The organism is Salinilacihabitans rarus (assembly GCF_024296665.1).
Lineage (GTDB): Archaea > Halobacteriota > Halobacteria > Halobacteriales > Natrialbaceae > Salinilacihabitans > Salinilacihabitans rarus.
On the sequence record NZ_CP100762.1, the window covers coordinates 703,648 to 728,603 of the forward strand.

Here is a 24,956-nt window from a genome sequence, read left to right on the forward strand (position 1 = left end):
TTTTTGCGTCGGCTCCGAGACGGGCCGGTCATGGGAGCGCTCTCGTCCCTGCGCGTGCTCGATCTGACGCAGGTGCTCGCCGGACCGTACTGTACGATGTTGCTCGCGGACATGGGCGCGGACGTCGTGAAGATCGAACGCCCCGGGGGCGACCTCATCCGTCCCAACCCGCCGTTTCTCGACGACCCGGAGGCGGAGGCCTACGGGGGCTACTTCCAGAGCGTCAACCGCGGCAAGCGCAGCCTCGAACTCGACCTCGGCGACGCCGACGACCGCGAGGCGTTCCTCTCGCTGGTCGAGCGCGCCGACGTCGTCGTCGAGAACTACCGCGCGGGCACGATGGAGAAGTTCGACCTCGACTACGAGACCCTCCGGGAGCGCAACCCGGAGCTGATCTACTCCTCGATCCGCGGCTTCGGCGACCCGCGTACCGGCGAGACGGACCGGCAGGGCCAGCCCTCCTTCGACCTCGTCGCGCAGGCGCTCGGGGGCGTCATGGAGATCACGGGCCACCCCGACGGCCCGCCGACGAAGGTCGGGCCCGGAATCGGCGACCTGTTTACCGCGACGCTGAACTGCATCGGTATCCTCGCCGCGGTCTACCACCGCGAACGCACCGGCGAGGGCCAGTACGTCGACACCGCGATGTACGACGCGATGCTCAGCCTGACCGAGCGCGCGATCTACCAGCACTCCTACACCGGCGAGCCCCCGACGCGGCGGGGCAACTCCCACCCGACGCTCTTCCCGTACGACGCCTTCGAGACCGCCGACGGCTACGTCGTGATCGCCGCCTTCGGCACGAACCACTGGCGGGCCCTCTGCGAGGCGATGGACCGGCCCGACCTCGCGGCCGACTACCCCGACCCGGAGAGTCGCCTCGGGAACCGGACGCACCTGCGGGCGGAAATCGCCGACTGGGCGCGCTCGCGGGCGACCGACGAGATCTGTTCGCTCCTGGAGGGCCGGGTCCCCGCCGCGCCCGTCCAGAACACGGCCGACATCTTCGACGATCCGCACGTGCGCGACCGCGAGATGCTCGTCCCCGTCGACCAGCCCGGCGCCGACGGCTCGGTCGAGATCGCGGGCAACCCGATCAAGATGACCGAGACGCCGCCGCGGCCGCGCGGCCGCGCGCCGCTGCTCGACGAGCACCGCGACGAACTGCTCGGGTCGGCGACGGAAGCCGAGACGGACGCGACCGAGGCCGCCGACGACTGAGCGGCGGCGGCCAAGAGTAACCCTTTTGCGAGACCCCTGCACACGTCCGAGTATGAGCGCGGACTGGCCACACGATCCCGACGGCGAGGAGGGTAGCGAGGGGATGCGCAAGTACGGCATAGCCGTCATCGCCAAGAAGGTCGACGAGGAGGAGGACTTCCCGCTCGACCGCGAGGAGTTCGTCGACGAACACGGCGACGATCCGATCCGGATCAACTACCAGCGGGTCGTCGCCCTCCGGGACATCTTCGAGTACGTCGACGGCGAGGAGTTCGAAACGATCACGGACATGCACAAGGCGGTCGGGAAGGCGATGCGCGAGGGCGGCTTCTGGGACTACCACCCCGTCGGCGCCGACCCCGAGAAGAAGTCCGCCTGAGACGACGTTCGATTCCCGCCGCGAATTCACCGCGGGGGCGAACCGAGCAGCGCCGAACCCGGCGTCGAAGGTGCGTACGTCGCTATCCCGTGGATAGCCGAGAGAAACGTCCCACCGCCGTCGAATCTCCACTTCCTCCTGATCCCCCATCCCATACCGAATCTGGATTGCGTATCACTTATACGACGGCGTTCGAAAGATAAACTACAGTGACGAACACGCAGGTAACGCTCCTCCAGATCGACAACTACGGGCCGTGGACGGTGACGCCGGAGCCCCGGCGCGAGGCGGACCTCCAGACGCTGCAGTCGCGGCTGTACGCCGACGTCTCGCAGTTCGTCGGCGCCCGCGACGGCTACGTCTTCTTCACTCGCTTCGACAACATGATCGCCGTCACGAACGGCCTCGACATGGACGACCACGCGCTCCTGCAGGAGTCGGTCGGTAACCGGTACCCGGTGACGCTCAGTCTCGGGGTCGCCACGGGGACGACGCCCGTGCAGGCACTCGACGACGCCACCTCGCTCCTCCAGGACGCCGGCAGCGCACAGGACAGCCACCGCCGCGAGATCCTCGACGGCCGCGCCGTCGAGTCGGACCACCGGACCGACGACGACGTCCAGATCGCGCACTTCGACGTCATCAACGCCACCGGGACGTACACGGACGAACTCAACGCCTTCGACACGTTCATCGAGATCGAACAGGGCTACGCCGCGCTCATGAAGTACATGCGCCGGGCCCACGACAGCCTCTCGTTTTTCGTCGGCGGCGACAACGTCATCGCGGTCTGCCCCGACCTCGACCGCGGCGACTACGAGGACGCCATCGCCCACGTCGAGGAGGCCGCCGACGTCAGCCTCCAGGTCGGCGTCGGGCGCGCGTCGACCGCCCAGACCGCCGGGATGGCCGCCAAGCACGCCCTCGAAGCGTGTCGCGCGGACGGAAGCCGGGTCGAACTCGACTGGTGAGCCCCACAGGAAAATCGCCAGCCCGAACCTCATTCTTGGCCGTCCGCCAGAATAAGCCTGCCGGGGGTAGCTTTTAGGCCGTTTGGGAAGTTGAATTACACATGGAATCGGAACTGTCGGTCAGGGACGTGCTGACGCCGGAGTACGTCGGCGTCAGCGAGTCCGATACGGTCCTCGGCGCGGTCCGGCTGATGCGCAAGGAACGCTCCGGCTGTGCGCTGGTCGTCCGCGGCTCCGAGCCCGTCGGCATCGTCACCGAGTGGGACGTGCTCGGACTCGTCGCCGACGAGGCGGTTCCAGCCGAGACGACCGTCGGGGAGGTCATGTCCAAGCCGGTGCTCACGGTCGACGTCGACCGGTCGCTCTCCGACGCCGCGAGCACGATGGCCCGGGAGAACATCCGCCACCTCGTCGTCGAGGACGTCGACGCGGGCGAGGTCGTCGGCGTCCTCACCCAGCGCGACGTCATCGCCGCGGCGGGCTCGTTCGCCGGGACGACGAGTCGTGCCGGCTCCGCGACGGCACCCGTCGGCGGCCCCGAGGGCGACGACGTCGGGGACGAGGCGCTGCCCAACGGCGGCGACGAGTTCTCGACCCAGGGCGTCTGTGAGGCCTGTGGCTCGCTGGCGGACTCCCTGCGCGAGGTCAACGGCCAGCTGGTCTGCCCCGAGTGCCGGTCGGTCTAAATCGGTTTCGTGACTGTGCCGTTTCACCGTCTATGACGCCGCTCGAAGAGCCGACTATCGAACCCGCGACGCCGGCCGACGTCGAGACCATCGCCGACCAGTGGGTCCGCCTCGCGCGCGGCCAGCGCGGCCACGGCTCGCACGTCCTCGCCGACGGTAACCGCGAGACGATGCGCGCCACGCTCGCGGCCCACCGCCTCGACGGGGGCCTCCTCGTCGCCCGCCTCGACGGCGACGTCGTCGGCTTCGCCTCGTTCACGCTCGAACGCGGGGCGCTGGAACTCGACGCGACGCGGGGCGTGCTCTCGAACCTGTACGTCGACCCCGGCCACCGGGGCCGCGGGATCGGGTCGGCGCTGCTGGGCGCCGTCGAGGACGCCCTCGTCGAGCGCGGGGCCGACGTGCTCGCGCTGGAGGTGCTGGCCGACAACGAGGCGGCGCGTCGCTTTTACCGCCGCGAGGGCTACGAACCGTACAGGGTGGCCATGCAGCGCCGGCTCCCGCGGGAAAACGATACACACTCAAAGGAGGACGGGTAACCAACGGACCGCGCCAGGGGAGCATGGGCGGTTCATGCACTCGACTTGTAATCGAGACTTCCCGGGTTCAAATCCCGGCCCTGGCTTGAATCCTCGGGATCGAAGCTCCTACTCGCTCACGGAGTCCCCCGAGTAGGCCACGAACCCGCCCGAATTTCGACCGACGCCCAGCTACACCGATCACCTCCGCGAGTTCCTCGCGGGCGCCCGATCCGTCCACGTCTCTCGACTCGCACGTCCGCCTTCCGCTCGCTGAAATCGACGGACAGTACGTACCGTATGGCCTGCCGGAAAGAACGAAAGCGCCCGCGGGAAGTTCGCGACCCCCATCGCGTGCCTCCGACCGGGTCTGGCTGGAAACGGACCGCTGGCGCTCTCGCGTGCCCTCAGCCGAATGGCCTCGTTGGGCGGGTGTCGAGGACTGCGTCGTAACGACGTCGTCTGTTGGTAAGTTTTCACCATCCACCGACCTGATGGCTGGTTCGAGCCTCTCTCTCTCTCTCGGTGGTCGAGGTCGTAGGAAGACTTTTATGTTGGATGTGCCAAGCGAATGTATCGGGTCCCTACGCCGTAACGAACGAGCCTCGGATAGGCGTCGGCTCCGGACCCGCCGTATCGATGCCCAGCAGTCGACAGGCCGTAGCCCACTCTGACGTGGATGTGCGTCGACGCTACGGTCGGTCGCTGTGGGTGCCCGAACTCATCTATGAGCGACACCACTACATCCTCGTCGGACCTTTACGACCGCGTCGCGAACGAACTGCCGTCCGGACTGGACGTTTCCGAAGTCCAGTACGAGGGCCCGGATCTCGTCATCTACACCGAAACTCCTCGAGAGTTCGCGAAAAACGGTTCCATCATCGGCGACCTTGCGCGGACGTTCAGAAAACGAATCGCAATCCGCCCGGCCGCCGGAACGCGGTCACCCCCCGACGAAGCCCGTCCACTGATCGAGGGAATCGTCCCGGACGAGGCCGAGATCCGCGAACTGGAGTTTTACCCTGAAGTCGGCGAGGTCATCATCGAGGCGGCGAAGCCGGGACTGGTGATCGGTCGCCGCGGTAGTACCCTCCGTGAGATCACGAAGGAGGTCGGTTGGACGCCAGACGTGATTCGAACGCCACCGATGGAATCGTCGACCGTCGATAACGTCCGGGGCTTCCTCCGTCAGGAGCGCGGTGAGCGGCGGGACTTCCTCGAACGCGTCGGCGAGAAGATCCACAGGGAGCCCGAGAAGGACGTCGACTGGGCCCGGGTGACGACACTCGGTTGCTGTCGGGAGGTCGGGCGGGCGAGTTTCCTGCTCAGCACGCCGAACTCACGCATCCTGATCGACTGCGGAGACAAGCCCGGTGCCGAGGGGGAAGTACCGTATCTCCACGCGCCTGAAGCGTTCGGCGCCGGCCCCCAGTCTATCGACGCAGTCGTGCTTACACACGCCCACCTCGACCACAGCGCGTTGCTCCCGCTGCTGTTCAAATACGGCTACGACGGGCCGGTGTACACGACGGAGCCGACTCGCGATCTCATGGGGCTGCTCCAGCTCGACTACCTCGACGTGGCCGCCAAGGAGGGTCGTACGCCGCCGTATTCGAGCGAACAGGTACGAGAGGAGATCAAACGCACTATCACGGTCGACTACGGCAACACCACCGACATCGCCCCGGACGTCAAGTTGACCATGCACAACGCCGGCCACATCCTCGGCAGTGCGGTCTGCCACTTCCACGTCGGCGACGGCTTTCACAACGTGGTCTTCAGCGGCGACATCCACTACGAGCCGACCCGACTGTTCAACGGCGCCGTCAACGACTTCCCCAGAGCCGAGTCGATGGTCATGGAGTCGACGTACGGCAGGCGTGGCGATCACCAGACGGAGACCGCCAAAAGCGAAGCGCGGGTCAAGAACCTCATCCAGGAGACCTACGAAGCCGGCGGGAAGGTCGTGATCCCGGCGTTTGCCGTCGGTCGGTCCCAGGAGCTGATGCTGGTCCTCGAAGAGGCCATGCGCGAGGGCGACGTTCCGACGATGCCGGTCTACCTCGACGGGATGATCCGCGAGGCGACGGCAATCCACACCGCCTATCCCGAATACCTCCGTGACGGCCTCCGCGAGCGGATTCTCCACGAGGACGAGAACCCGTTTCTCGCCGAGCAGTTCCAGCAGGTCGACGGTGGTCAGGAGATGCGCGAGGCGATCGCCAGCGGCGAGCCCTGTATCATCCTTTCGACGTCCGGAATGGTCACCGGTGGCCCGATCATGTCGTGGCTCGAACTGCTCGGCCCCGACCCGGACAGCACGCTCCTGTTCGTCGGCTACCAGGCCGAGGGCACGCTCGGCCGCCGGATTCAGAGCGGTCGGACCGAAGTCACGCTCGGCGACCACCGGGACCGAGCGGCCCGCGTCACGCTCGAGTGTCGCATCGAGTCCGTCAGCGGTTTCTCCGGCCACGCCGACCGCGCCGGCCTCGAGAACTTCGTGAAGGAGATGAACCCCCGTCCGGAGACGATCCTCTGTGTTCACGGCGACGAGAGGGCAACCGATCACCTCTCCTCGGCGCTCTACCAGCAGTTCAACGTCCGGACCAACCAGCCCAAGAATCTCGAGACCTTCCGGCTCGCGTAGGTTCACGCCGGAGCCTCGTTTTTCTCGATCCGTCCCGTAGCGCAACCCGTGCCCCGGACGAACCCCTCTCACGACGCGAGCCACTCCAGCGCACCGACGCCCCCGCGGACCGCCTCCCGGAGTTGGGCGAGCGATCGGCGAGACCGAACGCGACGAGCGCGAGCGCGCGGTTGGAATTCTCAAATCGAAACCGGAGATCCGCGGGTACGACCGCGAGATTTTCGCCCGGGCACCTTGTCATCACGTGGTCGCCCGTCATAATTCCGAACTCGTACGTTGACTGTAGCACTGATCGTCGCCCACTCAGAAGGACGACGGCCCCGTACAGGACAAGTGTGTAACTGTGTAATTTTGGATCCATCCTGATTGTACCAGCCACGGAAAGTACTTATCAGCATGAAAATGACAATTAGTATGCTTACAATTTCAGAGATCCGTTCTTCGGTTGCCGACCTGGCTCGCGAGAGTCGTTCGTCGGTCGTCGACCTGGACGGACGAACGTTCATCGGCTTGCTGGTCGGCATCGTCGGGGTCGGGCTGGCCTTGAGGGGGGCCTACTTGACGGCGATACTGTTGGATTTCGACCTGCTGCAGGCGTTGCTGGACCCGGTGGAATCACTCCACGGGCTGGTCCCCTTCGTGGTCGGGGCCCTCGCGTACGTGTGGAACCGACCAGCAGCGAGTGCCGTGGAAGTTGGGCTCGTCGTACTCTGGGGGGTGTGCGCGATGTACGTTGCGTTTCTGTTCATCTTCGTTTTCGGACCCGCAGTAGTTGGCGACGTCCGAATCTCCACCATCCTGGCGTCCCGTGGCGCTGAATTCATCCTGTGGGACCTGTTGCGCTCTCTCGGAACGGCCGCCGTCTTCGCCGGATTCTACGCCGCGGCGGCGTCTCGGCGTGATCGACCGCTTGTCAGCGCCCTCGTCCTGCTCGCTGTTCCGGCCGGGATAGTCGGGGTCTGGGCGATCGCGTAGGACCGGCCGACGCCTCGGGACGCCGACGAGGCCGGCTATCGCTGTCTTTCTGCAAGCAGGAAACCCCGCCGCTTGCGGCGGGGAGGAATGCGACACTTGGCCGTCTGTCCAACTACTGCGTTCCGTTGGTGTCGAGTGCCTTCGCACCCTCTAACATGAGGCCCTTCCACGTGTAACCGCGCTCGTCTTTGAGTTCGCTCAGCCACTCGTACTGCTCGTCTTCCACCTCGAACCGTATCGATTTGCTCACACATCTTTATCGTATCCGTGCAGTTTATGTGCTTTGGTTGCGTAGGCCGTACTGTCGGATGACCCCACTGCCACGAAAACGCTCGAAGCCACGCTTGCGCCACCGACAGCGCACAAAGAGCGTCGGCTTCAGCGTACCGTGGCAACCTACCGCCGTGCCCTCTCCGACGCGTTCGAGAGTGGGGCGGATACACAGTCGGCGGTCAACGATGTCGTCACCGGCTACAACCTCACGTCCTACGCGAAGGACGCGCTCAAGAACTACGTCCCGAAGCTCCGACGGACGTACGACGCCAGCGAGATTCGAGACGACCACCCGGTTCGATTCACGAACCGAGGGTTTCGGATCGACCACTCCGAGGACAGAACACATAAGTTCTGTTGGCGCGTTCCGCAGGCCGGACGTGGCAACGCCTTCTGGATTCCGCTCCGGATCAACCCGGCGCAGGAATCGCTCTGGCTCGACTTGCTCGACGGGGACGTGACGGTCGGCGAATTCCGGTTGCAGGAGTACCGAACGAATTGGGTGCTCCACGTCACCGTCGAGTATACCGTTGAGGAACCCCAGACGCCGGAAGAGCCGACGTACGTCGGGTTCGACCTCGGCGAATCCAAGTTGCTGACGGGCTGTGCCCTTCAGCACGACACTCCAACCCAGCCGTTACACGTCCAAGACGTGCCACGCCTGCGGGCACGTCGGACGGCGTGGGTCGCAAGCCGAGTTCCGGTGTATGAACCCGGAGTGTTGGGTTTCGGAGTACCAAGCGGACATCAACGCGGCGGCGAACATCGCCGGTCGCGTCAACCCGTGGGGAGAGAGCGTTCCTTGGAAACCGGAACGCGATGACTCGCCGCGGGATGGGAGCCGTAGTGACACGGCCACAGGACACCGAGCGGCGAGTCGGCAATCCCGACAGACGACCCTCTCGGAATACGGTCCTGAAACCTCCGATGACGAGGCTTCCCTTGTAGGAAGCCCCGCCCTTTAGGGCGGGCGAGGATGTCACAGCACTTGTACTGAGTATCGCCGTCCTTGTGGGTGGTCTGGCGGGCCTTCCGCCAGTGTTCGCACGGCACCGATCGAACGGAATCTGATGGGGTAATTGATTTCCAAGAATCGGACGGGGAATCTGCGCGCTGGCTCGACGGGACGACCCGTAGTAGGTCGGTCGTGTCTCCGCGACGTGCGGTCGTGTACCCACGAAACACTCGACGCGGTGGGGTCGTGTACGAAACCCGAATAACAAATTATTTCGGATCTCGGACGCGAGAGCGCGTATGACGCGTTCAGTACCGCGAGCCGGCCGGCGGTGTCCCGTCTGCGAGTTCGTCCACTATCCGGCGTCGCGGACGGCCCCGTCTACGTGTCGCATCTGCGGGGCCGCGCTGGACGACGCCCGCCGCTGATCGCCCCGGCGTGACGCGGCCTCCAGTCGCGCAGGAATCGGCTCCGACCGCGTCCGGCACCGTCTTCCACCGGTGCCCGCCGCCGGCGCCGGTCTACAACGACATCTTGTAGCCCGAATTCAGACAGGCGAACGGTTTACTTCACGACATCGTTCTAAATTCATGTATGTTTTAACTCCCAATATGCAGGCCAACGTACCAAGTTGTAGTTTGATGGTTGCTTTTGTCGGACAAGATCGGGTTGAGGCCACAGGATTTATATCCGATGGAATGAAGCGTCCGGTCAATGCTGCTCTCAGCCGATCGTTCGGAGACACGACGAGATCGTTCACTCAGTTTCGAGATTATCAACGCAGTAGCCGAACGGGAGGGGGTCGACGCGACCGAGATCGAACCGCCCGAGTACGAAGCCCTCTACGACGTTCTCAACCCCGAAGCGCTCGATGCGTTGTTCTCTCCCCGCGAAGACGGTACCCCGCGATCGAACGGTACGGTCGAGTTCCGCTTTTGCGGTTACGACGTCGTCGTCACCGGCGACGGCGACGTGGACGTCCGCGAGTGAGTCCGGTCACGGCGACCGCCGCTCCCGGTGAGCACGGATCCGGTCGCGCCACTCGGGGGGCATCTCGCGGGACCGTCCCGTCTCCCGGTCGACGATCACCTGCACGGTCCTCGCGGTCGCCGCCCGCTCCCCGTCCGCCCGGACCTCGTACTCCATCGGCAGGCTCGAGGTCCCCGGTTCCGGCACGCCCAGCGCGACGGTGACCGACTCGTCGGCGTCGATCGGTCGGCGGTAATCGATCTCGAGGTTCGCGAGGACGGTGTCGGCGGTCACGAGCGACTCGCCGATCACGTCCTCGAAGAAGGCCGCCCGGGCCTGTTCGAGGTACGTCGCGTAGACGGCGTTGTTGACGTGGCCCATGAAGTCGATGTCGCGGAGGCGAACGTCGACGTCGACGGCGTACGTGTACTCGGTCATGGCGTGTCGGTACGGACCGACGGACGCTGGTTCTATCGGTCGCCCGGAACGTCCGGCCGGCGGCGCGGAGACCGGGACCGCTACCCGGGAGCCTCGACGAGCGGACTCATTGTAAGGGAGCCGCTACCCGCCGCTTCGCGGCGGTTACGGCTCCTCCTCGGCGTCGCAGACCGACGCGAACACCGACTCGTGGAGGCGGTCGGCGACGAGGTCCGTCAGCGGTTCGAGGTTCGCCGTGTCCGCCCGGTTTGTACTCGATCAGCGTTTCGAGGGCCGCCTCGTCGCCGCGCTCGTACTCGTGCCAGAGGCGAACGGCGTCGCGCCCCGAGAGGTCCGGCAGGTCGCGTTCGAGTCCGACCTCGCGTTCGATCCGCTTGAGGCCGCCGTCGAGGCCGAGTTTCCGACACGGGTACATGAGGTCGACGTGGGGGAGCGAGGCGTCGAGGTCGTAGTTGGCCTCAAGGAACGGCACGTCGAAGCGGGCGCCGTTGAACGTCACCAGCAGCGACGCCGCCTCCAGTTCGGTCCGTAGCCGCTCGCCGGTGAGGTCCCGGCCGCGCACGAACGTCCGCGTCTCGCCGCCCCGGTGGACGCTGACGGTCGTCACCTCGTCGCGCGCCGGGTCGAGCCCGGTCGTCTCGATGTCCAGAAAGCACGCCTCCTCGCGGACGTTCTCGTACAGCCGCCAGCGGCTGGCCGCCGGCAGCGACTCCGCGAAGTACGAGACGTCGCCGCGGTCGAGACGGGCCCGGCCCTCCTCGATGAACGACTCGATGCGGTCGGCGAGGGTGGCGCCGACGACGCGCCCGTCGAACTCGTCCCAGTGGGTAACCCCCTCGGCCCAGAGCCGGCGCTCGGTCTTCTCGCCGACTCCCCGGACCGGGATGAAGCTGTTCTCGATTCGCACGGTATCCGCTGGGGAGCCGTCGCCTCAAAAGCGCTCGGATCGCCGCCCGTCCCGCGGCCTATCGGCCGCTTTTTCACGTCGCCGCCCCAACGGGTTCGCATGGACGGATCAGACGAGGACCTCGCCGAGGCCGTCCGGGAACTCTCGGAGACCCTGCGCGAACTGCGCCGCGAACTCGAACGCGAGGGGCGCGAGGGGCGCGAGCGGCGGCGCGGGCGGCCGTTCCGGTTTCGCCCGCCGCGGCCCGAGGACCTGCTCCGGTTCGCGGACGACGTCGCGCTCCCGACGCTGATCGCGCTGCTGGAGGCCACCCTCCGGTCGCTCGAAGCCTTCCAGCGCGGGCTGGCGCTCGTCCGCCGGGAGCGCCGCGCCAGGGACCGCACGCGCGAGACCGCCGAGACGACGCGTGCGCGCGCGGACGAACTGGGCGAGCGGGCGCTCGACCAACTCGACGTCGCGCTGTCGGAACTCCAGCGGGCGCTCTCCGGCGAGGGCGCGGACGTCCCCGACGACCGCGCGCGCGACCTGCTCGTGGACGCCCGCGAGTTGCGCGACGAAGTCGACCGCCGCCTGCGCGACGCGACGGCCGGCCCCGAACCGGGCGACGAGCGGGGTCGCGCCATCGAGATCGAGGACGGATCGGACGACGCCGACGAGACCGAGGCGGACCCCTCGGTCGACGTGGACGCCGAACTCGAGACGCTCCGGGAGCGGTACGGGCCGGAGGAGGACGCGGAGGGCGGAGAGGGGAACGACGAATCGGACGACGAGGACGGCGTCGCGGAGGACGGCGACGAGGAAGACGAAGCAACCGACGACGGCGGCGACGAGGAGAACGGAACCTGACCCTCAGACCGGTTCGAACCGGTAGCCGTCCCACTCCTGGCTCTTCGGTTCCTTGATCCCCGCGCCGGGTTCGCGCAGTTCCTCGACGTAGACGGGTCGGACCTCGTCGCCGACCTCGACGTCGTCGGTCGTCAGTTGACCGATCGCGCGGACCGGTTCGCCGTCGACGTCGAACTCGACGATCGCGATGTGGTTCGGCTCGCGCACGCCCGGCGGCGTCGCGGTGCTGGTCGTCCAGGTGACGACCTCCGCGGTGTACTCGCTGAGGTCGATCGTCTCGACCGATTCGGAGCCGTCCGGACCCAGCGGGTGGCCGGGGTAGCTGATCGATCCGTCCTCGTACCGGTAGGCGTCCATCGTCATCGTGCTGCCTCCATGATGGTGGTGATCACGCAGTTACCGAACCCGCCGACGTTACACGCGAGGCCCACGTCGGCCTCGACCTGTCGCGGCCCCGCTTCGCCGACGAGTTGTTCGTATATCTCGACGCCCTGGGCGACGCCGCTGGCCCCGAGCGGGTGACCCTTCGACTTGAGTCCGCCGGAGGTGTTGATCGGCAACTCGCCGTCGCGGTCGGTGTAACCCGCCTCGACGAGTTCCCACGCCTCGCCGTGCTCGGCGAAGCCGAGCCCCTCCATCTGGAGGAACTCGAGGATGGTGAACATGTCGTGCAGTTCCGCGACGTCGACGTCGTCCGGCTCGTAGCCGCTCATCTCGTAGGCGCCCCGACCGCTCTCGACGACGCCGCTCATCACCGTCGGGTCGGGTCGCTCGTGGACGACGTGGGTGTCCGTCGCGCCGTCGATGCCCGCGATCACGGCGTACTCGTCGGCGTACTCCCGGGCGACCGACTCCGGGCAGAACAACAGCGCCGCGCTCCCGTCGGTGATCGGGCAGAAGTCGTACAGCCGCAGCGGGTCGGCGACGACGGGCGACCCGAGGACCGTCTCGACGTCGACCTCCCTGCGGAACTGCGCGTTCGGGTTGTCGACGCCGTTTCGGTGGTTCTTCACCGCGACCTTCGCGAGGCTCTCGCGGGGGGCGTCGAACCGGTCGAGGTAGTGACGGGCGGTGAGTCCGGCGAACGACGGCAGCGTGACGCCGTGTTTGTACTCGCAGGGGTGGGTGATCGACGCGATGACGTCGGTCGCCTCGGCGGTCGTCCGGTGGGTCATCTTCTCGCCGCCGACGAGCAGCGTCATCTCGCTGGCGCCGCTGGCGATCGAGCGCCAGGCGGCGTAGATCCCGGCGCCGCCGCTCGAACTCGTCTGGTCGACGCGCTCGGTGTACGCCGGGAGCGCGCCGAGGTCGTGGGCGAGGCCGTTCATGATCCCGCCTTGCCCCTCGAACTCGCCGCTGGCCATGTTCGAGACGTACAGGTGTTCGATCTCGTCGGGGTCGACGCCCGCGTCTTCGAGGCAGTCGATGCCGGCCTCCGCGAGCAGGTCGCGGATCCAGGCGTCGCGCTGCCCGAACTGGGTCATCGACGCGCCGATGATCGCCACGCGTTCCATACCCCAACGGACTCGGGACACTACTTTATATGATAGGGATTTTCCGACGGAACGAGAGGCCGTCGCGGGGACGGGCCTTCCGGTGGAACGGTTACGGCCGTGTGGCGGACGACCCTCCGTCGGGTACGTCCACTCCCGGGACGGACGTCGGTCGCGGCCCTCAGCGCACCGACCGCGTGAGCACGAACACCAGCAGCGCCATCAACAGCGACCCGAGCAGCGACTCGACGCCGGCGATCGTCCGCGCGACGGTCCCGATCGGCTGGATGTCGCCGTAGCCGAGCGTCGCGAACGTGACGATGCTGAAGTAGAGGCTCCTGAAGAACACCGACAGCAGCGCCGCGAGCGACGCCTGCGTGGGGTCTTCGAGCGAGTAGGTGATCGCCGTGTCGACCCCCACCTCGCGGATGCCGCCGGTCAGCGGGTACAACAGCGCACAGACCAGTATCAACACCAGCGAACTGGCGACGACCCGCCACGGACTCGTGCCGTAGCGCATCAGCCAGTGAGAGCCCGCGAGTTTGATCGCGCGCCGGTACGCCCCCGTCTTCCAGGCGACCCGGCGGCGCAGGTCCATCTCGCGGCGGTAGTACTCGATCGACCGGTCCGGGAGCGCGTTCTCGTCGAAGATCCGCTGGAGTTCGCGGTACGTCCAGGTCGCCCCGTCGGCGAAGTCGATCACCGCCTCGCGGTCGTCGGCCTCGTCGATCAGTCGCTCGTAGACGAGACGGTCGCCGAACGCCGTCTCGCGGTCCATCGGCGCGTCCGAGAACAGCGTCCGGTCGAGGCGCGCGTCGAGGAAGGTCGCCTCCCGCAGGTCGGCGTTGACGAACAGCGCGTCCTCGACGACCGCCCGCTCGAACGTCGCGCGCCGCAGGTCGACGTCCCGGAACGTCGACCGCCGCAGGTCCGCCCCGGTGAAGTCGACGCCCCGGAGGATCGCGCCGGTGAAGTCCGCGCCGATGAGTCGACAGCCGGCCAGCCACGTCACGCCCGCGAGCGAGACGCTCCGGAGGATCGCGCCGTCGAGGCGCTCGCCGCGGCGCGGCCGGTCCGCCTCGAACGCCTCGCGGGGTTTGCTCTCGACGTCCGCGTGCCAGACGCAGCGCTCGCCGTCGCCCCAGCGCGGCCGCCAGCAACAGACCGCACCGACGTTCCCCCTCGTCAGCTCCGGCTGCACGTGTCCGCACCGGCCGTCCGGCGGAGTTTCGTTCATGTGACACGAACGCCGGCGAGCGTATAGAATCGTGTCGGTGGACCGAGCGGACGTCCGGCCTCAGGCCGATCCCGCCGCCGGCCGCAGTTCGCTCGCCCGCGAGCGCGCCCGCGAGATCACCGACGGGCGCGCCTCGAAGGAGACGACCACGTCGTCGTCGCCGTAGGTGACGTCCTCGACGCGGGCGTTGTCGTGGATCCACGAGACCAGACTCATCGTGTCGTCGGTCATCGGGAGCACAAGCCGCTCGCGCTCCCAGTCGGGGAGTTCGGCGTCGATCCGGTCGAGCAGGGCGTCGACGTTCGTCCCCTCTTTCGCGCTCACGGCGACGGGGTTGGGCGCGAGCGCCGACAGCGCCGCCCGCTTCTCGGCGAGTTCCGCCTCGTCGACCCGATCGATCTTGTTGAGTACCGTCACGATCGGCGCCTCGTTGCGCTCGTAGAGCGTGTCGTGGCTGGTGACGAGTTTCTCGTGGATCTCGTCGACCGGTTCGCTCACGTCGACGACGAGCAAGACGAGGTCCGCCCGGTAGACCGAATCGAGCGTCGACTTGAACGACTCGACGAGCCAGTGGGGCAGGTCGCTGATGAACCCGACCGTGTCGGTGACGAGCACGTCGCGGGAGTCGACGTCCGCCCGGCGGGTCGTCGTCCCGAGCGTCGTGAACAGCCGATCCTGGGACTCGGCGGTCGCGTCGAGGTCGGGGTGGAGGTCCTCGTTCTCGTCGACGTCCAGGTCGTCGGCGAGTCGACGGAGCAGCGTCGACTTCCCGGCGTTCGTGTACCCCGCGAGGGCCACGAGGTCGAACCCGGAGTCGCGCCGGCGCTCGCGGCGCTGCTCCTCGGTGTGCTCGATCCGGTCGAGTTCGTCCTTGATCCGGCTGATCTGGGACTTGATGTCCTGCTCGCGGCTCTCGTCGTACTCGCCCAGCCCCATGAACCCGGGGTGTTCCTCGCGCTTGGCGAGGCTCACCTTCGCCTCGACGCGGGGCAGTTCGTACCGGAGTTCGGCGAGTTCGACCTGTAGCTGTGCCTTCCGGGTCTGCGCGCGCTGGCCGAAGATCTCGAGAATCAGCGTGAACCGGTCTATCACCTCGACGCCGTCGGGGAGCAGGCGCCCGAGGTTGTACGTCTGGTACGGCCCGAGTCGGTTGTCGAAGATGACCGTCGTGGCGTCGGTCGCCTCGACGGTCCGGGCCAGTTCGTTCGCCTTCCCTTCCCCCAACTGGAGGGCCGGGTCGGCCTTCCGGGCCTGGGTGACCTCGCCGACGACCTCGTAGCCCGCGGCCTCGGCGAGGTCACGGATCTCCTCGGTGTCGGGCGTCCCGGAGTCGACGCGCTTTGCGATGATCGCTCTCATGTCAGTAGGGGTGTGAAACCGCCGGGGTCGTCTTCGCTCGAACGCCGCGGGACGCACGGACCGACGGGTCCGCGGTCGCCCGGACTCGCGCGCGACGCGGGGTCGACGCTACGGACGGCGGCCCCTCACCTCGGTTGCGAACGCGACGCTCATGTCCCCGGTTACGGCCCCGACCGTCTTGAATCCCGTGCCGGAACCGGTATCGGTCCCCCGACGTGACCGATCGAGAGACAGTCGTATCACCATAACAGTCTTGTCGAACGAACGCTTCCTTCCGGTCGATGGTGGACATCGATCCGACGGCACTGGGTCTCGAGTTCGGCGGTGGCGCGGCGATCGGTGCGCTGATGGGATTCGCGGCGAAGAAGATCGCGAAGCTGATCGCCGTCATCATCGGGATACAGCTCGTCGTCTTCCGGTTTCTGGAGTCGAAAGGTATCCTCGTCGTCGACTGGGAGCGCCTCTCGGCGGGTCTCCTCAAGACCAGCGAGCGAGCGCAGAACGCGGACGCACAGTGGATCGAGCCGATCCTCTCGACGCTGTCGGTCGGCGCGGGCTTCGTCGGCGGTTTCATGATCGGCTTCCGCCGGGGCTGACCGTCGCCGGTCGGTCGCCGATCACCGGGTGCTCAACTCGTCTTTGTCCTTGACGATCCGCGTCTCGGCGGTCCCGCTCGTGTGCTCGTTGACCACGTCGTAGAAGTCGTTTTGCAGTCCCGCGGGGAACGTCACGACGCCGATCCAGGAGCCGTCGGGCTGCCACTCCTCGCGCTCCAGGTCGCCGTACTGGCGGACCTTCGCCTGGGCGCTGCCGGCGTACTCCGGCGGGATCTGAACCGCGACCGTCACCTCCTCGAATCGGATCGGGATCACCGGCCGGAGCGCGTCGAGGGCGTCGTCGACCTGCTCGCTGACCGGATCCATCGGGTCGACGGTAAAGCCCGCCTCCTCCAGGGCGTTCTCGATGCGCTCGGGCGGGTGGGGCGCGTCGTCCATCTGCGGGTTCACGGCGTTGCGAGCGATGGTGTTGATCAGCTGTTTACGCTTTTGCTCTTGCATCTCGCGGCGCTGCTCGGCCGTGATCTGGATCTCGCCGCGTTTGATGACCTCGGGGATGATCTCGAGCGGTTCCGTCGTGTCGAAGACCTTTTCGAGGTCGTTCTCGGCCGGGCGGTCGCCGCGAGAGGCGTCCTCGAAGACGTCCTCGGCGGCGATCACCTCTTCGAGGTCGCCCTCGAACTCGCCGCGTTTGATCGCGAGCGCCGCGTCGGGGTCGACCAGCACCTCGAATCGTGCCCCGTGGGACTCGAGTCGCGCCGTCACCGCCTCGTCCAGTGATATCATACGCTACGGTATCTCCGCCAGTTAAAAGAGTGTTTCCCGAAAACGCGCCTCGACGGCGATTACTCGTCGGCGGCGTCGCCCTCGTCGAGCAGGTCGTTCTCGACGAGGTACTCCTCGATCCGATCGTCGTCCAGCTGTTCGAACGACTCGGTTTCGGCGTCGACGGTGGCGAGGCCGACCTCCTTGGGCAGCAGCGAGCCGTCGTTGACCGAGGCCAGCGCGTCGAGCGCGAGGGCGACGCCGCCCTCGAGGTCCGCCTCCTCGTCGTAGTTGTCCTCGAGGAAGCTCTGGAGTTCGCCGCGGTCGGCGCCGACCGCCAGCGCCTTCCACTCGTAGGGCGTCCCGGAGGGGTCGGTCTCGAACAGGCGGGGCTCGCCGTTCTCGATGCCGCCGACGATGAGTGCGACGCCGAACGGTCGAGCGCCGCCGACCTGCGTGTACTGCTGGATGTGGTCGGTGACGGTCTTCGTCAGCGTCTCGACGCCGATCGGCTCGCCGTAGCGCAGGCGGTTGACCTGCGACTGCCGGCGGGCGAAGTCGATCAACTGGCGGGCGTCGGCGACGTGGCCGGCGCTCGCGATGCCGATGTGGTCGTCGGCCTTGTGGATCTTCTCGACGCTCGTGTCCTCGAGCAGCGGGGAGGGGATCCGCTTGTCCACCGCGAGGACGACGCCGCCGTTCGTTCGGATGCCGATGCTCGCGGTGCCGCGTTTGACCGCCTCGCGGGCGTACTCCACCTGGTAGAGTCGGCCGTCTGGCGAGAAGATCGTGATGCCGCGGTCGTACGCCTGCTGTTGGGCTTGTCCCTGCATAGTATCACGCTAAATCGTAATCGAGGTCTGTCGCGCCCGGGCCCGCGTCATCGAGCCGCGGTCGCACGCCTGCAGATCCATTTCGCGCGACGGCGACTCGGTCTGCGGTTCCGAACACGACGTTTCTCTCCTCGGAATCTTGCCCGCGTCGACCTAAATACTTTTCTTACCGTGGTGGGTTTCTCCGCTACCTCGGCCGATTACTCTTCCGGACGGGCCGGTCGGTCCGGCTCAGCGCCCGAGGTACTTCTCCTCTGCGGCCCGGATCGTCCCGCTGACGCCCCGTACCCGCACTCCGAGGGGCGCGCCGTCGATCCCGTCGATACAGGCCAGCGCCGCCCGCCCGGCCTCGACCTCGCCGTGGCGGACCCGCACGATGGCCTCGCCGGTCCCGTCGGCAAACGAGAAGCGCATCACCGTCAGGTCGGCGTCGGCGCTGCCCGGGTCCCCGAGCAGGTTCTGTCCGGCGTACCAGAGTTCGCGCTGGAACGCCCGCCGGTCGAGTTCCGTCTCTGGCGGCGTCCGGAGGTCGACCGCGAGGTAGCGCCAGTGCGGGCGCAGGTGTTTCGGCAGGTGTTTCATTCCGCGTCGGCCTCGCGCCCGCGCTCGGCGACGAGGACGCCCACCTGGTCGTGGACGCGCTCGACGGCCGTCAGCGCGAACCCCGCGTCGGTGAGCGCGTCGGCCAGCGTCCCGACCGTCGCCGGATCGTCGACCTCGGGGCTGTAGAACGGCTCCTCTGGGTCCGGTTCGCCGAAGAACATCACGTCCCCGAGGACGAACCGTCGGGGCCCGAGGGCGGCGATGGCGTCGATCGCCTCGCGCTTCTCGGCGTCGGAGAGGTGGTGCATCGCGAAGTTCGACGTTACCACGTCGACCGGGCCGTCGTAGTTCGGTTCGCGGAACGTCCCGTAGTCGAACGCGACGTTCTCGATCCCCCGCTCGTCGGCCTTCCGACGGGCCTCCTCCATCATCCCCTCGCTGATGTCCCGGCCGACGACGCGGTCCGCCTCGGACGCCAGCGCCAGCGCGATGGCGCCGGTACCGGTCCCGAGGTCCAGCACGACGCCGTCGACGTCGGCGGCGTGTTCGATCACCAGATTCGCGCAGGCGCGGTACTCCTCGGAACTGGAGTCGTCGTACTCGGTCGCCTTCTCGTCGAACCGCGCGGCGTGTTCCTCAAGGTTCCTCTTCATACCTACCGCGTTCGACCCCCGGTTCAATGAAGGACTCGGACCTGATCCGTCGGTTGCGCTCGGCCAGCCGTCCCCACTCGCGCAGGCCGTCCTCGATCCACTCGCCGGCGAAGCCGATCCGCTCCCCGACGGCGGCGAGTTCCCGCGGCGCGCGCAGCTGGAAGCGGTTCGTCGGTCCCGCGCTCACGACGTACGGCGCGTCGTAGTAGGCGACGATCTCGCGGAGCTTTCGCAGCGACTGGAGCGCCTGCACCCGCCGGCCGCCGCTCTCGCGCAGGGCGACCGAGAGGTCGAACTCGATGCGGACCCCGTTCTCGACGGCCGCCTTCGCGAGGACGTGGTTGACGTCACCCTTGCCCGCCATCGGGTGCGAGAGTACGTCCACCTTGTCGTTCTCGACGGCAAAGCGGTTCATCGCCGGCGTCCCGCCGCCGACCGCGACGATCGTATGCGACGTACGGAAGTTGCCGACCGAGCCGCTGGCCCGCTGGGGATTCTCCGCGCGGATCTCGACCCCCTCGACGACGTCCACGCCGTACTCGTCGGCGAGTTCCGCGGCGTCGTAGTCGGCTCGCGAGCCCGCGTGGTTGCGCACGACGACGCCCTCGAAGCCGTACTCGGCGGCGGTCTCGGCGAACTGGGCGACCGTGCTGTCGCCGTCGGGGCTGGCGCGGACGGCCTCGTACATACCCGGATCGAGACGGGGCTCCGACTTGGGGTTTGCGTCACGCGACAGACCGTCATCGACGCTCACCGCGGGCGACCGACGGGAGCGCGGGCCGAACTACGGAGTAGAGACTCGATCAGTTGAGGATAGATTGCGCCACCGTCGCGAGCTGGCCGTTGTCCGCTTCTTCGAGGCGTTCGTCGCCGATCTTCAGGCGCAGGCGCGGGCGGCCGACGTCGATGGGCACCTTCTCGGTGTCGATGAGACCCATGTCCTCGAGTTTGGTCTTCGTCCGGCTGAAGGTGGCCTTGCTGGCGATCCCGACGTCCTCGCCCCACTTGCTGATGTCGTACAGCAGCGCCTCGTTCTTGGCGGCGACGAGCAGCGAGATGGTGACCTCGTCCAGACCGTCGCCGTCGCCGCGGGCGGTCTCGAGCGAGTCGAGGATCGCGGTGAAGTCGGCCTCGGCCTCGGGACTGATCTCCTCGGCGAGGGTCTCCTTGACCCGCGTGATCGGCGGCGTCCGGAGGTTGAACGCCTCGGCGTCGGCCCAGCGGCTCTCGTAGGTGTCGGCCGCGGCCGCGACGAACTCCTCGTCGTCGGTGACGAGGCCGCCGACGCGGTCGCCGGCGTGGACGACCGCGACGACGCGGTCCTCGGTGACCAGCAGCGAGTTCTCCGGCGCCTGCTCGAGGGTGCGCAGTTCGAGGGCGTCCTCGGCGATGAGGTCGGCGGCGTTCGAGGCGACGATGAAGTCGTCCATCACGTCCTTGAGGGTGCGCTCGTCGGCGAGCATGTGGACGGTCGGCAACTCGCCGTCGAAGGCGGTGGCGACGGAGACGAACTCCTCGATCGCGTCCCACGAGGGATTGACCATGTAAACGTCGCCGCTGGCGTCCTCGAGGACGGTTTCGAGGATATCGTCAATCTGATGGTTAAGTAAATTCGAACCCATTTCTATGCAGAAGTAATCGCCAGCAATCTACTTAATTTTGTTGGCCGTTCGCACGTCAGAACTTCGCCTCAGTACCGTAAACCGGTGATTTTTGTCGGGAGATTTCGTCATTTCTCGATTCGCGACGCAACTTCAGCCCGAACGCCGGATAGTTCACCGCCGTTCGGTTCTGGGAGTTTCGACGTTCGGCGACCGGCTAGCGCGTGAGCGTCGAGGCGAGGTCCGTCGACCAGCGGAGGTCGCCGTCGTAGACCACCGGCGCGTCCGACCCCCGGAGAAACGCCACGAGGTCCTCGCGGGGCAGAACGGTCGTCTCCTCGGTCCCGCAGAGCCGCGCACGGTCGCCGTCCCCGACGCGCGGCCGGTAGACGGCGCCGGCCGCCCGGGTCGAGTAGCGGTCGAGCGCGAGCAGGAAGCGGTCGCCCGCGAGGGGTTCGACCGTCGCCGTCGCCGGCGGTAACCCGGCGGCCGGCGGCAGCGAGTGGGTGCCGTCGCCGACGACCGCGTAGTCTTTGCCCATCATGATCCGTCGCCGGGCGAGTCGCATCGCCCGCTCGATGCTGAAGCCGCCGACGAGCAGCCGCGCGAACGTCGCGCCGACCTTGACGGCGTGCTCGTCGAGCACCTGCGCGAACGTCACCGCGCCCGCGACGCTGCCGCGCTCGATCAGGTCGAGTCCCTCGTAGAACGAGCCACAGGCGTTGAGGAAGAACGTCTCGGCCCGACATCGGTCGAGGCTCGACGCCGAGAGGGTCCCGTCCCGACAGCGCAATCCGTCGGTCTCGCAGTGGCCGACGTAGTGGACGAAGTCGTACTCGCGCTCGAAGACGCGGGCCAGTCGCGCCGTCGTGAGCGACTCGACGACGTCCACGTCGATCGGCCGCTCCTCGCTGCACTCGCGGTAGATCGGGGCGACGTGCTCGCGCTCGCCGGCCATCTCCGGTTCGTTGACCACGACGCAGACCGACGTTCCGTCGTCCCGCCGGCGGAGGTGGTCGAGTCGGTTCCGGTAGGCCGCCGGCGCCGACTTGAAGACGTCGATGGGGACGCCGTCGGCGAGCCAGCCGTGGACCTTCCCGCCGCGGAGGTCCGGCTTGAGGACGTCGACGCTCGCGACCCGGCTCGAACTCGCCCTGACGGGTCGCTCCCCGAGAAACTCCGCCAGCGAGCGGTCGATCAGCTCCCGGCCCTCGAGTTCCGACGTCCGGGGGGTGTAGATCAGGCTCAGCCGGTCGAGCAGGAACGGGAGCGCCTCGACGTTCGCCGGCCCGGGCTCGACGTACGTCGAGAGGTGCCACTCCGGCAGGCGCCCGTCGAGCGCGCCGTCCGGAAGGTCGAGGTACGCCGCGAGCCGTTCGTGAGTCGGGGCGCGACGCAGCGACTCGGGGTCGAAATCGAGATCGGCGAGCAGGTCCCGTTCCGCGAGCCGTTCGCCGAACGGGTCGGCCTCGCGGACGAGGCAGTCGAGGAAGAACGTCTCGCGGAGGAGCCTCTCGACGTCGCGTTCGAGCCCCGGGACGGCCGAGAGCCGCCGCTCGATCCCGCGGCCGGGGAGCCGGAGCGTCGGGACGGCGCCCTCGCGGACCGCGACGGTCGCGCCGAGGTAGTACGCCAGCGGCGCGAGGACGAACAGCGCCTCGAACGACGGCGGGGCGACCAGTTCGACGCCCGCGTCGGGCGCCCGGAGGTCGTCGGGGACGTCGAAGTCGGCGCCGACCTCGACCAGCGGCGGGTGGCCGCGGACCGCCGGATCGGACCGGTCGGGGCCGTCGGTCCCGCCCGCGGCCGCGAGGTACGGCAGCGCCTCGGCGACCCCGCGGGGCGTCCCGGGGACGGTGATCGTCCCGGACGGGAACTCGCGCCGGGCCCGGAAGCCGAGGGTCGCACGGGTGCGTCCCGGAAACGAGACGGCGAGTCCCGACCCCACCGCTGGTCGGATCGTGGCCGGCCCGGAGAAACGGGCGTACGTCCGGACCGCGGCGTCGACGTCGACGAGGTACTCGCCGGCCGGCAGGTCCAGCGGTCCCGAAGCCGGGTCGAGCCGACGGCCCCCGGAGCGGCCGGCGGCGACGACCCGGGCGTCGCCGGCGGGGAGCCGGAGGCCCCGTCCGTCGGCGCGTGCCGTCCGGTCGACGGGGCGAGGGAGCGGCGAGGTCGGGCCGTCGTCCTCGACGGCGAACTCCGCGTCGGCCCCGCGGACGCGTAGCTTCGCGTCGGTTGCCTCGACGCGAAGGTGGTCGCCCGCCACCTCGCACTCGATCATTCGAATCGCCGAATGTCACCCGGGGTAGTTAGTTGTAACGGACGGTAACTTTTACCGGATACCAAAACGACGACGGCCCCCGGTTTGCCGAAGACGGGTACACTTATACATCGGCCTGTCCGGATTTCGGGTATGGAGCACGACCACGTCCGGGAGGTCGATCCCGACGTCGCCGACGCCCTCGAAGGCGAGATCGACCGACAGCGCGAGACGCTGTCGATGATCGCGAGCGAGAACCACGTCAGCCGGGCCGTCCTCGACGCACAGGGGAGCGCGCTCACGAACAAGTACGCCGAGGGCTACCCCGGCAAGCGCTACTACGGCGGCTGTCGGTACGCCGACGAGGTCGAGCAACTGGCGATCGACCGCGCGAAGGAGCTGTTCGGTGCCGAGCACGTCAACGTCCAGCCCCACTCCGGGACGCAGGCGAACCAGGCGGTCTACTTCGCCGTCCTCGAACCCGGCGACAGGATCCTCTCGCTGGATCTGACCCACGGCGGCCACCTCAGCCACGGCCACCCGGCGAACTTCACCGGCCAGCTGTACGAGGTCGAACAGTACGAGGTCGACACCGAGACGGGCTACATCGACTACGAGGGCCTCGCCGACCTCGCCGCGGAGTTCGACCCGGACGTTATCGTCTCGGGTTACTCCGCGTACCCGCGCGAGGTCGAGTGGGAGCGCATCCAGGAGGTAGCCGAGTCCGTCGACGCCTACCACCTCGCCGACATCGCCCACATCACCGGCCTCGTCGCGGCGGACGTCCACGCCTCGCCCGTGGGCGTCGCCGACTTCGTCACCGGCTCGACGCACAAGACGATCCGCGCCGGCCGCGGCGGCATCGTCATGACGAGCGACGAACACGCCGACGACGTCGACTCGGCGGTCTTCCCCGGCGGCCAGGGCGGCCCGCTCATGCACAACGTCGCGGGCAAGGCCGTCGGCTTCAAGGAGGCCCTCGAACCCGAGTTCGAGGCGTACGCCGAACGGACGGTCGCCAACGCGCGGGCGCTCGGCGAACGGCTCTCCGAGCACGGCTTCTCGCTGGTCTCCGGCGGCACCGACAACCACCTCGTCCTCGTCGACCTGCGCGAGAGCCACCCCGAGACGAGCGGCGGCGACGCCGAGGAGGCCCTCGAGGAGGCGGGCATCGTCTGCAACGCGAACACGGTCCCCGGCGAGACGCGCTCGGCGTTCGACCCCTCGGGCATCCGCGCCGGCACGCCCGCGCTGACCACCCGCGGCTTCGACGAGGACGACCTGCGGACGGTCGCCGACCTCATCGCCCGCGTGATCGACGCGCCCGACGACGAGGGGGTCAAAAGCGAGGTCCGCGAGGAGGTCGCCGACCTCTGTGCGGCGAACCCGCTGTACGAGTAGGAGTCGCGTTCGATCGTTATTCGTCGTCGCCGGCCCGGTCGACCGCCCCGTCTCCGCCCGCGGCGACGTCGAGACAGCAGTCGACGCTCTCCCTGAGCTCCCCGATTTCGCCGGCGTCGACCGACGCGACGAGGCCCGCCGTCTCGCTCACGGCGACGTGGAACTCGATGGCCCGCTCGAAGCAGCGCACCGTCGCTTCGAGGCGGCCGTGGGTGAACAGCGACTCCTCGTTCGGCCTGTCGAGGGCCTCCAGCCTGAGGTGGCGGAAGACCCGCGTGCGGTCGCTCGCGTCGTACTCGGCGTCGACGTCCTCGCGAACGAAGACGAACTCGCCGCCGTCGGCGTCGTAGTGACCGACGCTGCGCAGGGCGTCGCCGAAGCGGTCGGCGAGTCGGTCCGAGAGCGTACGAGCGAGGTCGCTCGTCATACCGGCGGTATCAGTCAGCACGACTATAAGTCCTCGGGC

Annotated in this window: 25 protein-coding genes, 1 tRNA gene and 3 pseudogenes; 14 read left to right on the forward strand and 15 right to left on the reverse strand. The window is 67.9% G+C overall.

Translation table 11 applies throughout. The features are described from left to right. Positions 1 to 30: 30 nt before the first annotated feature. From mct to NKG98_RS03870, 8 genes are all read left to right on the forward strand, one after another. Positions 31 to 1,221: a succinyl-CoA:mesaconate CoA-transferase gene (mct, locus tag NKG98_RS03835; protein ID WP_254768348.1), complete on the forward strand. Its 1,191-nt coding sequence runs from the start codon at positions 31 to 33 to the stop codon at positions 1,219 to 1,221. Between the two features lie 52 nt (positions 1,222 to 1,273). Next, a complete protein-coding gene (locus NKG98_RS03840) occupies positions 1,274 to 1,600 on the forward strand; it encodes a DUF5785 family protein (protein WP_254768349.1) in 327 nt (108 codons plus the stop codon). Between the two features lie 209 nt (positions 1,601 to 1,809). Beyond that, a complete protein-coding gene (locus tag NKG98_RS03845; protein WP_254768350.1) occupies positions 1,810 to 2,571 on the forward strand; it encodes a GTP cyclohydrolase III in 762 nt (253 codons plus the stop codon). Between the two features lie 101 nt (positions 2,572 to 2,672). Beyond that, a complete protein-coding gene (locus NKG98_RS03850) occupies positions 2,673 to 3,257 on the forward strand; it encodes a CBS domain-containing protein (protein ID WP_254768351.1) in 585 nt (194 codons plus the stop codon). Between the two features lie 32 nt (positions 3,258 to 3,289). Further along, positions 3,290 to 3,796: a GNAT family N-acetyltransferase gene (locus NKG98_RS03855; RefSeq protein WP_254768352.1), complete on the forward strand. Its 507-nt coding sequence runs from the start codon at positions 3,290 to 3,292 to the stop codon at positions 3,794 to 3,796. Positions 3,797 to 3,808: 12 nt separating this feature from the next. After that, positions 3,809 to 3,882, forward strand: a tRNA-Thr gene (locus tag NKG98_RS03860). 620 nt (positions 3,883 to 4,502) lie between these two features. Beyond that, positions 4,503 to 6,422: a beta-CASP ribonuclease aCPSF1 gene (locus NKG98_RS03865; protein ID WP_254768353.1), complete on the forward strand. Its 1,920-nt coding sequence runs from the start codon at positions 4,503 to 4,505 to the stop codon at positions 6,420 to 6,422. 414 nt (positions 6,423 to 6,836) lie between these two features. Then, the gene (locus NKG98_RS03870) at positions 6,837 to 7,397 is read left to right on the forward strand and encodes a hypothetical protein (RefSeq protein ID WP_254768354.1); all 561 of its coding nucleotides are present in this window, start codon (positions 6,837 to 6,839) and stop codon (positions 7,395 to 7,397) included. Between the two features lie 112 nt (positions 7,398 to 7,509). On the opposite strand, the gene NKG98_RS03875 is transcribed toward NKG98_RS03870, so the two are convergent. Beyond that, positions 7,510 to 7,647: a hypothetical protein gene (locus NKG98_RS03875; protein WP_254768355.1), complete on the reverse strand. Its 138-nt coding sequence runs from the start codon at positions 7,645 to 7,647 to the stop codon at positions 7,510 to 7,512. 51 nt (positions 7,648 to 7,698) lie between these two features. Here NKG98_RS03875 and NKG98_RS03880 point away from each other — a divergent pair. The 3 genes and pseudogenes from NKG98_RS03880 to ddfA all read left to right on the forward strand — a co-directional run bounded on the left by NKG98_RS03880 (position 7,699) and on the right by ddfA (position 9,615). Beyond that, positions 7,699 to 8,635, forward strand: a pseudogene (locus NKG98_RS03880) (zinc ribbon domain-containing protein). A 289-nt stretch (positions 8,636 to 8,924) separates the two neighbouring features. Then, positions 8,925 to 9,053 (forward strand): hypothetical protein, encoded by a 129-nt coding sequence (locus tag NKG98_RS18985; protein ID WP_256558462.1) that lies wholly within the window; start codon positions 8,925 to 8,927, stop codon positions 9,051 to 9,053. 286 nt (positions 9,054 to 9,339) lie between these two features. Next, positions 9,340 to 9,615 carry a DdfA family disk-determining factor gene (gene ddfA, locus NKG98_RS03885; protein ID WP_254768356.1) on the forward strand — a complete coding sequence of 92 codons (276 nt, stop codon included), beginning with the start codon at positions 9,340 to 9,342 and terminating at the stop codon, positions 9,613 to 9,615. Between the two features lie 6 nt (positions 9,616 to 9,621). On the opposite strand, the gene NKG98_RS03890 is transcribed toward ddfA, so the two are convergent. Beyond that, complete coding sequence (locus NKG98_RS03890) at positions 9,622 to 10,032, reverse strand: acyl-CoA thioesterase (protein WP_254768357.1); 411 nt, start codon at positions 10,030 to 10,032, stop codon at positions 9,622 to 9,624. A 144-nt stretch (positions 10,033 to 10,176) separates the two neighbouring features. After that, positions 10,177 to 10,939: pseudogene (locus NKG98_RS03895) on the reverse strand (ribonuclease H-like domain-containing protein). Positions 10,940 to 11,038: 99 nt separating this feature from the next. Between NKG98_RS03895 and NKG98_RS03900 the strand changes: the two are divergent. After that, positions 11,039 to 11,785: a DUF7547 family protein gene (locus tag NKG98_RS03900; protein WP_254768358.1), complete on the forward strand. Its 747-nt coding sequence runs from the start codon at positions 11,039 to 11,041 to the stop codon at positions 11,783 to 11,785. A 3-nt stretch (positions 11,786 to 11,788) separates the two neighbouring features. Here the strand turns inward: NKG98_RS03900 and NKG98_RS03905 are convergent, their stop codons facing one another. From NKG98_RS03905 to hflX, 4 genes are all read right to left on the reverse strand, one after another. Continuing rightward, positions 11,789 to 12,148, reverse strand: coding sequence for a Zn-ribbon domain-containing OB-fold protein (locus tag NKG98_RS03905; protein ID WP_254768359.1), 360 nt, complete (start codon positions 12,146 to 12,148; stop codon positions 11,789 to 11,791). Beyond that, positions 12,145 to 13,299 carry a thiolase family protein gene (locus NKG98_RS03910; protein WP_254768360.1) on the reverse strand — a complete coding sequence of 385 codons (1,155 nt, stop codon included), beginning with the start codon at positions 13,297 to 13,299 and terminating at the stop codon, positions 12,145 to 12,147. Before NKG98_RS03910 ends, NKG98_RS03905 begins: the two co-directional genes overlap by 4 nt. Positions 13,300 to 13,459: 160 nt before the next feature. After that, positions 13,460 to 14,479, reverse strand: coding sequence for a pentapeptide repeat-containing protein (locus tag NKG98_RS03915; protein ID WP_254768361.1), 1,020 nt, complete (start codon positions 14,477 to 14,479; stop codon positions 13,460 to 13,462). Positions 14,480 to 14,575: 96 nt separating this feature from the next. After that, positions 14,576 to 15,874, reverse strand: a complete 1,299-nt coding sequence (gene hflX, locus NKG98_RS03920; protein ID WP_254768362.1) for a GTPase HflX — start codon at positions 15,872 to 15,874, stop codon at positions 14,576 to 14,578. Positions 15,875 to 16,155: 281 nt separating this feature from the next. Here hflX and NKG98_RS03925 point away from each other — a divergent pair, with 281 nt between their 5' ends. Then, positions 16,156 to 16,470, forward strand: coding sequence for an FUN14 domain-containing protein (locus NKG98_RS03925; RefSeq protein WP_254768363.1), 315 nt, complete (start codon positions 16,156 to 16,158; stop codon positions 16,468 to 16,470). Between the two features lie 21 nt (positions 16,471 to 16,491). Here NKG98_RS03925 and NKG98_RS03930 read toward each other — a convergent pair whose 3' ends face one another. The 7 genes and pseudogenes from NKG98_RS03930 to NKG98_RS03960 all read right to left on the reverse strand — a co-directional run bounded on the left by NKG98_RS03930 (position 16,492) and on the right by NKG98_RS03960 (position 23,110). Then, the gene (locus NKG98_RS03930) at positions 16,492 to 17,217 is read right to left on the reverse strand and encodes a ribosome assembly factor SBDS (RefSeq protein WP_254768364.1); all 726 of its coding nucleotides are present in this window, start codon (positions 17,215 to 17,217) and stop codon (positions 16,492 to 16,494) included. 59 nt (positions 17,218 to 17,276) lie between these two features. Continuing rightward, positions 17,277 to 18,029, reverse strand: coding sequence for an archaeal proteasome endopeptidase complex subunit alpha (gene psmA / locus NKG98_RS03935; protein WP_254768365.1), 753 nt, complete (start codon positions 18,027 to 18,029; stop codon positions 17,277 to 17,279). Between the two features lie 4 nt (positions 18,030 to 18,033). After that, positions 18,034 to 18,611, reverse strand: a pseudogene (locus tag NKG98_RS03940) (Rpp14/Pop5 family protein). Next, entirely contained in the window at positions 18,608 to 19,225 is a 618-nt protein-coding gene (locus NKG98_RS03945; RefSeq protein ID WP_254768366.1) for a class I SAM-dependent methyltransferase, read from the reverse strand. The pseudogene NKG98_RS03940 and the gene NKG98_RS03945 overlap by 4 nt, the downstream one beginning before the upstream one ends. Next, positions 19,209 to 19,913 carry an RNase P subunit p30 family protein gene (locus tag NKG98_RS03950; protein ID WP_254768367.1) on the reverse strand — a complete coding sequence of 235 codons (705 nt, stop codon included), beginning with the start codon at positions 19,911 to 19,913 and terminating at the stop codon, positions 19,209 to 19,211. The genes NKG98_RS03945 and NKG98_RS03950 overlap by 17 nt, the downstream gene beginning before the upstream one ends. A gap of 115 nt (positions 19,914 to 20,028) precedes the next feature. Then, a complete protein-coding gene (gene tbsP, locus NKG98_RS03955; RefSeq protein WP_254768368.1) occupies positions 20,029 to 20,847 on the reverse strand; it encodes a transcriptional regulator TbsP in 819 nt (272 codons plus the stop codon). Between the two features lie 196 nt (positions 20,848 to 21,043). Continuing rightward, positions 21,044 to 23,110, reverse strand: coding sequence for a hypothetical protein (locus NKG98_RS03960; protein WP_254768369.1), 2,067 nt, complete (start codon positions 23,108 to 23,110; stop codon positions 21,044 to 21,046). Positions 23,111 to 23,242: 132 nt separating this feature from the next. On the opposite strand from NKG98_RS03960, the gene glyA reads away from it, so the two are divergent. Continuing rightward, positions 23,243 to 24,490 carry a serine hydroxymethyltransferase gene (glyA, locus tag NKG98_RS03965; RefSeq protein WP_254768370.1) on the forward strand — a complete coding sequence of 416 codons (1,248 nt, stop codon included), beginning with the start codon at positions 23,243 to 23,245 and terminating at the stop codon, positions 24,488 to 24,490. A gap of 16 nt (positions 24,491 to 24,506) precedes the next feature. Here the strand turns inward: glyA and NKG98_RS03970 are convergent, their stop codons facing one another. Beyond that, positions 24,507 to 24,917, reverse strand: coding sequence for a DUF7522 family protein (locus NKG98_RS03970; protein WP_254768371.1), 411 nt, complete (start codon positions 24,915 to 24,917; stop codon positions 24,507 to 24,509). Positions 24,918 to 24,956 lie beyond the last annotated feature (39 nt).

Bases quoted from the DNA above. Each gene is read 5' to 3' on its own strand.
- mct (WP_254768348.1), top strand. From the start codon at position 31: ATGGGAGCGCTCTCGTCCCTGCGCGTGCTCGATCTGACGCAGGTGCTC.
- NKG98_RS03840 (WP_254768349.1), top strand. From the start codon at position 1,274: ATGAGCGCGGACTGGCCACACGATCCCGACGGCGAGGAGGGTAGCGAG.
- NKG98_RS03850 (WP_254768351.1), top strand. From the start codon at position 2,673: ATGGAATCGGAACTGTCGGTCAGGGACGTGCTGACGCCGGAGTACGTC.
- NKG98_RS03855 (WP_254768352.1), top strand. From the start codon at position 3,290: ATGACGCCGCTCGAAGAGCCGACTATCGAACCCGCGACGCCGGCCGAC.
- NKG98_RS03865 (WP_254768353.1), top strand. From the start codon at position 4,503: ATGAGCGACACCACTACATCCTCGTCGGACCTTTACGACCGCGTCGCG.
- NKG98_RS03870 (WP_254768354.1), top strand. From the start codon at position 6,837: ATGCTTACAATTTCAGAGATCCGTTCTTCGGTTGCCGACCTGGCTCGC.
- NKG98_RS18985 (WP_256558462.1), top strand. From the start codon at position 8,925: ATGACGCGTTCAGTACCGCGAGCCGGCCGGCGGTGTCCCGTCTGCGAG.
- ddfA (WP_254768356.1), top strand. From the start codon at position 9,340: ATGCTGCTCTCAGCCGATCGTTCGGAGACACGACGAGATCGTTCACTC.
- NKG98_RS03890 (WP_254768357.1), bottom strand. From the start codon at position 10,032: ATGACCGAGTACACGTACGCCGTCGACGTCGACGTTCGCCTCCGCGAC.
- NKG98_RS03900 (WP_254768358.1), top strand. From the start codon at position 11,039: ATGGACGGATCAGACGAGGACCTCGCCGAGGCCGTCCGGGAACTCTCG.
- NKG98_RS03905 (WP_254768359.1), bottom strand. From the start codon at position 12,148: ATGACGATGGACGCCTACCGGTACGAGGACGGATCGATCAGCTACCCC.
- NKG98_RS03910 (WP_254768360.1), bottom strand. From the start codon at position 13,299: ATGGAACGCGTGGCGATCATCGGCGCGTCGATGACCCAGTTCGGGCAG.
- hflX (WP_254768362.1), bottom strand. From the start codon at position 15,874: ATGAGAGCGATCATCGCAAAGCGCGTCGACTCCGGGACGCCCGACACC.
- NKG98_RS03925 (WP_254768363.1), top strand. From the start codon at position 16,156: ATGGTGGACATCGATCCGACGGCACTGGGTCTCGAGTTCGGCGGTGGC.
- NKG98_RS03930 (WP_254768364.1), bottom strand. From the start codon at position 17,217: ATGATATCACTGGACGAGGCGGTGACGGCGCGACTCGAGTCCCACGGG.
- psmA (WP_254768365.1), bottom strand. From the start codon at position 18,029: ATGCAGGGACAAGCCCAACAGCAGGCGTACGACCGCGGCATCACGATC.
- NKG98_RS03945 (WP_254768366.1), bottom strand. From the start codon at position 19,225: ATGAAGAGGAACCTTGAGGAACACGCCGCGCGGTTCGACGAGAAGGCG.
- NKG98_RS03950 (WP_254768367.1), bottom strand. From the start codon at position 19,913: ATGTACGAGGCCGTCCGCGCCAGCCCCGACGGCGACAGCACGGTCGCC.
- tbsP (WP_254768368.1), bottom strand. From the start codon at position 20,847: ATGGGTTCGAATTTACTTAACCATCAGATTGACGATATCCTCGAAACC.
- NKG98_RS03960 (WP_254768369.1), bottom strand. From the start codon at position 23,110: ATGATCGAGTGCGAGGTGGCGGGCGACCACCTTCGCGTCGAGGCAACC.
- glyA (WP_254768370.1), top strand. From the start codon at position 23,243: ATGGAGCACGACCACGTCCGGGAGGTCGATCCCGACGTCGCCGACGCC.
- NKG98_RS03970 (WP_254768371.1), bottom strand. From the start codon at position 24,917: ATGACGAGCGACCTCGCTCGTACGCTCTCGGACCGACTCGCCGACCGC.